Here is an 8,173-nt window from a genome sequence, read left to right on the forward strand (position 1 = left end):
GATGCCTCTGGGTTTCGATTCGACGATCTGCCGTCTTCTCGTACAGGATCGCTGTCCAGCGATTCGAATTACCTTTGAAGGGAGTTACGTAATGAACAAATCCGAACTGATCAATGCCATTGCCGAAAAGAGCGAGCTGTCCAAGACCGACGCCGGCAAGGCTCTCGAGGCGTTCATCGATGCGGTGAAGGACAGCCTCAAGAAGGGTGACGACGTCGCCCTCGTCGGCTTCGGCACCTTCAAGCTGCGCAGCCGCGCCGCCCGTACCGGCCGCAACCCGCGCACCAATGCGGAAATCAAGATCCCGGCGTCCAAGGCTCCGGCCTTCACCGCTGGCAAGGCGCTGAAGGATCACGTAAACTAATCGGTTCTTACCGTAGGGGGTGCTTAGCTCAGCGGTAGAGCGTCGCCTTTACACGGCGCTGGTCGGGGGTTCGATCCCCTCAGCACCCACCAAACGTAAGTGGAGTGGTAGTTCAGTCGGTTAGAATGCTGGCCTGTCACGCCGGAGGTCGCGGGTTCGAGTCCCGTCCACTCCGCCATTGGTCCGCAAAGGCGCCCGCGTGGCGCCTTTGCTTTATCTACCGCCGGTAAGGGTTATCGGCGTCACCTTCGCGAGTCGCATCATGCTGCAAGCCCTGCGTAACAAGATCCATGGCTGGCCCGCCGCCATCGTGCTCGGTATCTGTGTTTTCGCCGTCGCGTTCTTCGGTATCGAGTCGTACTTCGTGTCGCGCGTCGACACCTATGTCGCGAAGATCGGCGATCACGAGATCTCCCAGCAGGACTGGCAACAGCGGCTCAACGAGCTTCGCCAGCAGGCCGCGCAGGATCCGCGCTCGCCGTTCACGGCCGCCGACCTCGAAAAGCCCGAGCTGAAACAGCGCGTACTGGACGGCATGATCAGCCAGGCGCTGTTGCAGCAGGCCAACACCGACCTCGGCCTCGTGGTGTCCGATGCGAGCGTGCGTTCCGCGATCGGCAGCGATCCCGGGTTCCAGGTCAATGGCCAGTTCAGCCCGGAAGCGTATCGCGCGATCCTTTCGATGCAGGGCATGAGCCCCGGCATGTACGAGGCCAAGGTACGCGCCTCGCTCGCCACGCAGATCATTCCCGAGGCGATCGCGAACACCACGCTGGTCAGCGACGCCGATGTCGACGCGTTCTTCCGCCTGCGTTTGCAACAGCGCGACCTGCGCTTCGTCGAGCTTCCGCGTCCGTCGCTCACCGACGCCGGCGTCGCCGATGCCGACATCGACGCGTTCTACAAGGCGCATATCGCCGACTACACCACGCCGGAACAGGTTTCCGTGCAGTACCTCGAAGTGAAGCAGTCCGAACTCAAGGTGGGCGACCCCACCGACGAGCAGCTGCACGCGTTCTACGACAAGTTCAAGCAGCGCTACGCGCAGCCGGAACAGCGCGAGGCGTCGCACATCCTGGTCAACGTGCCGAAGAACGCCACGCCGGAGCAGCAGAAGGCCGCGCTCGATAAGGCGAAGAAGATCGCCGCGGAGGCCACGCCGGAGAACTTCGCCAAGCTCGCCGCCGAGAACTCGGACGACCTTGGCTCCAAGCGCAGCGGTGGCGACCTCGGCTGGTTGGAGAAAGGCGTGGCGAACGCCGCCTTCGACGCCGCGCTGTTCGGCATGAAGAAGGGCGATATCACGAAGGAGCCCGTGCTCTCGCCGGAAGAGGGCTACCACATCATCTGGTTGCGCGACGCGCGCGAAGGCGATGCCAAGCCGTTCGCCGAGGTGCGTGCGCAGTTGGCCGCGGACTGGGCCAAGAGCGAAGGCGAGCGCCTCTACAACGAGCGTGCGGGGCAGCTTGCCGATCTCGCCGACCGCAATCCCGGTTCGCTCGAACCGGCGGCGAAGGAACTCGGCCTCGAGATCAAGACATCCCCGCTGTTCGGTCGCGACGGCGGCCCCGGTATTCCGTCGGATCCGAAATTCGTCGCCGCGGCCTTCGCCGACGACGTGCTGGCCCAGGGCAACAATTCGTCGCTGGTCCAGGTCGACAAGGGCGACGCGCTGGTGATGCACCTGGCCAAGCACAATGCCGCCGCGCCGAAGCCGTTGGCCGAGGTCGCCGATGCCGTGCGCCAGCGCATCCTCGACGAGCGTGTCGACGCGTTGGCGAAGAAGCAGGCCGACGATCTCATCGCGCAGCTGGCCAAGGGCGGCGACATCGCCACCCTGGTGAAGGCTCCGGTGCGCACGCTCGCCGGGCTGGAGCGCAGCAAGCTCGCCAGTATCAACGATGTGCCGCCGGCGATCCTGCAAGACGCCTTCACGCTTCCTCATCCGGCCAACGGCAAGCCCGCGTGGACCACCGTGCGGACCGGCAACGGCGCCTATGCGCTGGTGGCGGTCGACAAGGTCACCGACGGCGATCCGTCCAAGGTCGAGAAGGCCCAGCGCGACGCCCTCCGCGGCCAGATGATGGACGCCATGGCCCAGGCCGCCACGCTGGAATACATCCAGGCGTTGAAGGCCCGCGGCGAGATCAAGATCGCCCAGGACCGCATGTAGGCACCGCGGGTTCCGGCACATCGAGAAGCCCCTCTCCGGAGGGGCTTTTTTTGTGCGCCGACAGGATCGGCTCCCACCCAGGTCCGTTCTCCATGCGGAAGCGCATGGAAGCGGACCCGATTACAATGCGCGTCTCACTGCGTCAAAAGGACATTCCGTGATCATCCAGCCCAAGGTCCGTGGCTTCATCTGCACCACCGCTCATCCGGTCGGTTGCGCGAAGAACGTCGAAGAACAGATCGCCATCACCAAGGCCAGCGGCACGTTCGCTCATGGTCCGAAAAACGTGCTGGTGATCGGCGCTTCCACCGGCTACGGCCTGGCCTCGCGCATCACCGCCGCCTTCGGCCACGGTGCCGCCACGCTGGGCGTGTTCTTCGAGAAGCCGTCCAGCGAAGCGAAGACGGGTACGGCTGGCTGGTACAACTCCGCTGCGTTCGACAAGCTTGCGCGTGAAGCAGGCTTGTTCAGCCGTTCGATCAACGGCGATGCCTTCGCGGACGAAACACGCGCGAAGGCCATCGAGATCATCAGGAACGAGATGGGCGGCAAGGTCGATCTCGTCGTCTATTCGCTGGCCTCGCCCGTGCGCAAGCTGCCCAAGACCGGCGAAGTGGTGCGTTCGGCGTTGAAGACCATTGGCGAGACGTTTACCGCGTCGTCGGTGGACACCAACAAGGATGCGGTCATCCAGGCGTCCGTCGAACCTGCCACGGAGCAGGAGATCAAGGACACCGTCACCGTCATGGGTGGCGAAGACTGGGCGCTGTGGATGGAAGCGTTGAGCGATGCCGGAGTGCTTGCCGAAAATGCCACCACCGTCGCCTACAGCTATGTCGGCACCGAGATCACCTGGCCCATCTACTGGCACGGCACGCTCGGCCAGGCAAAGCAGCATCTCGACCGTACGGCGAAGGAACTGCGCGAGCGTCACGCGGCGAAGGGCCTGCGCGCCTATGTCGGCGTGATGAAGTCGGTGGTGACCCAGGCCAGTTCCGCGATTCCGGTGATCCCGCTATATGTCTCCATGGTCTTCAAGATCATGAAGGCGAAGGGTATCCACGAAGGTACGATCGAGCAGATCAACCGCCTGTTCCACGACCGGTTGTACCGCCTGGACGGAAAGGCCGCGGAGACCGATGCCGAGGGCCGCCTGCGTCTTGACGATTGGGAGTTGCGTGAAGACGTGCAGAGCGAGTGCAAGGCGCTATGGCCCACCGTCACCACGGAAAACCTGTGGCAGGTCACCGACTATGCCGGTTACAAGCACGATTTCATCAAGCTGTTCGGCTTCGAGGCGAAGGGTGTCGATTACGACGCGGACGTAAGCCCCGACGTGCAGTGGGACGTCGTGCAGCTCTGATGGAACGGGGATGAGCCGATCGCCGTCGCGCCTCAGCGCGACGCGGTCAGCTTCAATACCTGTCCGGGCTTCACCGCCTGGGTCTGCAGGTCGTTCCACTTCATCAACTGTTCGACGCTCACCTGGTGCCGGCGCGCGATCGTCCACAGCGATTCGCCGTTGTCGACCTTGTGGATGACGACGCGCGGCTCGTCCATCTTGACGGGCTTCGAGGGCTTGGCCACCTTGGCCACCGCCCGCGCGTTCTTCGCGGCGGTACCGGCCTTCGCCTTGCCCTTCGTGGATTTCGCGGGAGCATCCACGCCCGCATCGTCGGCCGCGGGCCCGGCGACATCGGCGACCGGATCGACCGGCCCGAGCTTGTACTGGTCCGCCGCCGACTTCGGCAACAGGAGGCTGGAACCGATCGTGCCCTTGCTCGTCCGGTAGGCCGGATTGAAATCGCGCAGGTCGTTCATCGACAGCCCGGATTGCTTCGCCGCCTGGGCCAGCGACTGCGGGCCCGATACCTTCACCACCTGCAGCGCGTCTTCGCGATCCTGGCGTGGCAGGCTCACGTTGAAGCGCGCGGGATCGCGCACGATGCAGGCCATCGCCATGAGCTTCGCCAGGTGTTCCCTGGTGCCCGCTTTCATCGGTACGTCCGGCAGGCCGTCGTCATCCGACGGGCCGCCATGCTTGTCGAGCGTCTTCTTCAAGCCGAATTCGCCGGCGTTGTAGGCGACATCGACCAGGCGCCAGTCGCCGAGGTCGTCGTAATAGCGGCGCATCATGTTCATCACCGATTCGGTCGACTTGGTGATGTCCAGGCGTTCGTCGTAGTTCTTCTCCACGCGCAGGCCGAGGGCGCGCGCGGTCTGCGGCATGATCTGCCACATGCCCGCGGGACGGTTCCTCTGTCCCGGCACGTGACGGTACTGGCTCTCCACCCAGGGCAGCAAGGCGAATTCGCCCGCCACGCCGTGCTTCATCGCCGACTTGTGTGCATAGACGATCAGCGGCAGTACTTCGTTCACCTGCTGCTCGAAACGGTTCGGCTGCTTCGTATAAGTGCGGGCCCAGGCCATCACCTGCGGATCGGCTTCGCATCCGGGCATGGCGAAGCTGTCGCGCATGTCGGACCAGAAGTCGGCCGGTGGAGCGGGGCGCAGCAGCTTCGGCTCCACGGCCACGTCCTGCACGGGAGCGACCGGTGCCGCCGTGACGGTGGGCGACGGAGGCGTGGGGTGCGTCATGCCGCCCGCGCAAGCCGTGAGCAGGAAAGGAAGGAGGGTAGGCAGCAGGCGCCGGTTCAATACGTTCATGCGCTGAAGGTGTCCTTGGCCCGGCGCAGCGCGGCGAAGCGCTGCGTCCGCGTGGCATGGTCCTGGCCCTGGACATGGAGCCAGCGGGCGATGGCCTCGCTGTCCACGCGCAGGAACGGATTGGTGGCGAACTCGTCGGCAAGGCGGGTCGGCACGCTCGGCCGGCCCTCCTGGCGAAGGCGCGCCACCTCGTCACGACGGTGGCGCAGGGCACCGTTGTCCGGGTCGACGCTGAGCGCGAAGCGGATGTTCGATGCGGTGTATTCGTGCGCACAGCAGACCAGGGTCTCGGGCGGGAGGTCGGCGAAACGGTCCAGGGAGGCGAGCATCTGCTCCGGCGTGCCTTCGAAGAGGCGGCCGCAGCCGACGCTGAACAAGGTATCGCCGCAGAACAGGAAGCCCTCGCCGTAATAGGCGATGTGCGAGGTGGTATGCCCGGGCACGGCGATCACCTTGAAGCTGGCCTTGGGCGCATCCAGTGTGAAGGTGTCGCCATCCTCGACGATCTGGTTCTTCGGCTGGATGCGCGGATCGGCCGGGGCGTACACCTCCACGTCGTGGTGGCGGACCAGGTCCGACACGCCGCCGATGTGATCGTTGTGATGATGCGTCAGCAGGACGGCCGTCAGCCGCCAGCCTCGCTCTTTCAGCGCGGCTTCGACGGGGGCGGCTTCACCGGGATCCACGACGAAGGCGTTGCCTTCGTCGTCGGCGACCAGCCAGATGTAGTTGTCGCTCAAGGCCGCGACGGGAACCCAATGCATCGGGCGAACTCCGTTACGTCGATAGGGCGCGAACACCCAAGGAATGGCCGCCGGGGAGACATCCTTACCGGGCGGGGCGGCCGGACTATATCAGCCGGGTATATCCCGCTCGTTAGCAAGTCGTTAACCGGTGCGGCACCCGTTCAACCCCACTACACTCGTCCCGCATGCCTCATTTCGCTTCCGACATCTACGCGACCCCCCAGATCGGCAAGCTCCTGGCCGACGAAGCGCGTGCCCTCGCCCCGATGCTGGCCCGCTGCACGGGCGACCACGGCCTGCACCTGACCACGTCCGCGCCGGCCGAGCCCCCCGCCATACCGCTCCTGGGCCACTGGGCGACCGTCCGCGTCGCCGGGGCGGTGCTGGGCGGCGATATCCATGCCAGCGGCCTGGAAGCCCTGCCGTTCGCCGACGAGGCCTTCGGCGTGGTGCTGTTGCGCCACGCACTCGAAACGACGGCCCGGCAGGACAATCTGCTGGACGAGGCCATACGCGTGCTGGCACCCGGCGGCATGCTCGCTATCACGGGTATCCATCCGGTCGGCCTGTGGTCGCCCTGGGTCGCCCGGCAGAGCCGCGGCACGCGGCCCCGGCTGACCTGGCCGTGGTGGTGGAGCCAACGCCTCGTCCGTGACGAATTCGAACTGTCCATGCCGCGCCGCGTCGGTAGCGCGTGGCCCCGGACGGGCGGTGCGCCGGTCGGCGAGTCCATCGTCGGTGGCGGCTATTTCCTGTTGGCGCGCAAAAAACGTCCGGCGGCTGTACCCTTGCGCCCCCGTGCGGCCGCCGTGCCCGCACCCATGCCTGGCACGCTCGCCTCCGGCGCGCGTCGCAATGCCCGTGAATCGATTACCTGAAGTCCTCCATGACCGATACCGACACCGTTGAAGCCTTTACCGATGGCGCCTGCCTGGGCAACCCAGGGCCTGGCGGCTGGGCCGCGCTGTTGCGCGCCAGGGGCGTGGAAAAGATGATTTCCGGCGGTGAAGCCGAGACCACGAACAACCGCATGGAGATGATGGCCGCGATCTCCGCGCTGGAGGCGCTCACACGGCGTTGCAACGTGCACCTCATGACCGATTCCAAGTACGTCATGCAGGGCGTGCAGGAGTGGGTGCCGAAGTGGCGGCGCAACGGCTGGAAAACCGCCGACAAGAAACCGGTGAAGAACCAGGACCTGTGGATACGCCTGGACGAGGCCGCCGCGGCGCACACCGTCACCTGGGAGTGGGTGAAGGGTCACAACGGCCATGTGGAAAACGAGCGCGTCGACGTCGCCGCGCGCGACCAGGCGATCATCTACAAGGCGAAGGGGAAGGTGGCATGAGGCAGATCGTCCTCGATACGGAAACCACCGGCCTCGAAGCGCATCTCGGCCACCGCCTGATCGAAATCGGCGCGGTCGAACTGATCGGCCGCCGCCCGACCGGCAATCATTTCCACACCTACCTCAATCCCGAGCGTTCGATCGACGCGGAAGCGAGCGCGGTGACCGGTATCAAGGACGAAGACCTCATCGGCCAGCCGCTGTTCCGCGACAAGGTGGACGAGTTCCTCGCGTTCATCCGTGGCGCCGAACTGATCATCCACAACGCGGCGTTCGACGTGGGCTTCATCAATGCCGAGTTGAAGCTGTTGGGTCCGGCGTACGGACAGGTGACCGATCACGCCACGGTGCTCGATACCCTGGCCATGGCACGCACGATGTATCCCGGCCAGCGCAACAGCCTGGATGCGCTATGCAAGCGCCTGGGCGTGGACAACACGCGCCGTGACCTCCACGGCGGCCTGCTCGATGCGCAGCTGCTGGCGGAAGTCTACGTCGCGATGACCTCGGGCCAGGTGGCCCTCGATTTCGCCTTCGACGCCGACAGCGATCATCGCGGCAGTCACGTGCTGAACGACATCGTCATCACCCGTCGTCCGGTCGTCCTGCGTGCCACGCCGGAAGAGTTGGACCTGCACGCGAAGCGCCTCGACGCCATCGACAAGGCGGCCGGCGGCCAAAGCATCTGGCGCAAGCTCGAATCGGAAACGATTCACTAGAAGGCTGGGGCAAAACGGTTCTTTGTGGATGGGTGGGTGCTTTGCCGGCTCGGCTTCGCCCTCGCGGTTGGGGTGTGCGGGGCAGAGCCGTCGGCCGCCACCCTCGTCGCTCCGGTTGCACCGTCGCTCGGGAAAGGATGCCGCTGCGCGGCCATG

General features: G+C 65.3%; 8 protein-coding genes and 2 tRNA genes. 8 read left to right on the plus strand and 2 right to left on the minus strand.

Features of this window, described 5'->3' with window-relative positions; genetic code table 11:
• Positions 1-91: 91 nt before the first annotated feature.
• From ACR9ZJ_RS11880 to fabV, 5 genes are all read left to right on the plus strand, one after another.
• Positions 92-364: an HU family DNA-binding protein gene (locus ACR9ZJ_RS11880; RefSeq protein WP_481280843.1), complete on the plus strand. Its 273-nt coding sequence runs from the start codon at positions 92-94 to the stop codon at positions 362-364.
• 17 nt (positions 365-381) lie between these two features.
• Positions 382-456, plus strand: a tRNA-Val gene (locus ACR9ZJ_RS11885).
• Between the two features lie 9 nt (positions 457-465).
• Positions 466-542, plus strand: a tRNA-Asp gene (locus tag ACR9ZJ_RS11890).
• 84 nt (positions 543-626) lie between these two features.
• A complete protein-coding gene (locus tag ACR9ZJ_RS11895) occupies positions 627-2,537 on the plus strand; it encodes a SurA N-terminal domain-containing protein (RefSeq protein ID WP_481280842.1) in 1,911 nt (636 codons plus the stop codon).
• A gap of 157 nt (positions 2,538-2,694) precedes the next feature.
• A complete protein-coding gene (gene fabV / locus ACR9ZJ_RS11900) occupies positions 2,695-3,900 on the plus strand; it encodes an enoyl-ACP reductase FabV (RefSeq protein WP_481287853.1) in 1,206 nt (401 codons plus the stop codon).
• 32 nt (positions 3,901-3,932) lie between these two features.
• On the opposite strand, the gene ACR9ZJ_RS11905 is transcribed toward fabV, so the two are convergent.
• Complete coding sequence (locus ACR9ZJ_RS11905) at positions 3,933-5,204, minus strand: transglycosylase SLT domain-containing protein (RefSeq protein ID WP_481287854.1); 1,272 nt, start codon at positions 5,202-5,204, stop codon at positions 3,933-3,935.
• On the minus strand, positions 5,201-5,968 hold the full coding sequence (gloB, locus tag ACR9ZJ_RS11910; RefSeq protein WP_481287855.1) for a hydroxyacylglutathione hydrolase: 768 nt from the start codon (positions 5,966-5,968) through the stop codon (positions 5,201-5,203). The genes ACR9ZJ_RS11905 and gloB overlap by 4 nt, the downstream gene beginning before the upstream one ends.
• 167 nt (positions 5,969-6,135) lie before the next feature.
• On the opposite strand from gloB, the gene ACR9ZJ_RS11915 reads away from it, so the two are divergent.
• Genes ACR9ZJ_RS11915 through dnaQ form a run of 3 tightly spaced genes read left to right on the plus strand, consistent with a single transcriptional unit; the run spans position 6,136 to position 8,017 of the window.
• Positions 6,136-6,828 (plus strand): methyltransferase domain-containing protein, encoded by a 693-nt coding sequence (locus ACR9ZJ_RS11915; RefSeq protein WP_481287856.1) that lies wholly within the window; start codon positions 6,136-6,138, stop codon positions 6,826-6,828.
• An 8-nt stretch (positions 6,829-6,836) separates the two neighbouring features.
• Positions 6,837-7,298 carry a ribonuclease HI gene (gene rnhA, locus ACR9ZJ_RS11920; RefSeq protein WP_481280837.1) on the plus strand — a complete coding sequence of 154 codons (462 nt, stop codon included), beginning with the start codon at positions 6,837-6,839 and terminating at the stop codon, positions 7,296-7,298.
• Complete coding sequence (gene dnaQ, locus ACR9ZJ_RS11925; protein WP_481287857.1) at positions 7,295-8,017, plus strand: DNA polymerase III subunit epsilon; 723 nt, start codon at positions 7,295-7,297, stop codon at positions 8,015-8,017. The genes rnhA and dnaQ overlap by 4 nt, the downstream gene beginning before the upstream one ends.
• The last annotated feature ends 156 nt before the right edge of the window (positions 8,018-8,173 follow it).

The organism is Luteibacter sp. KNZ12-1A (assembly GCF_056755675.1).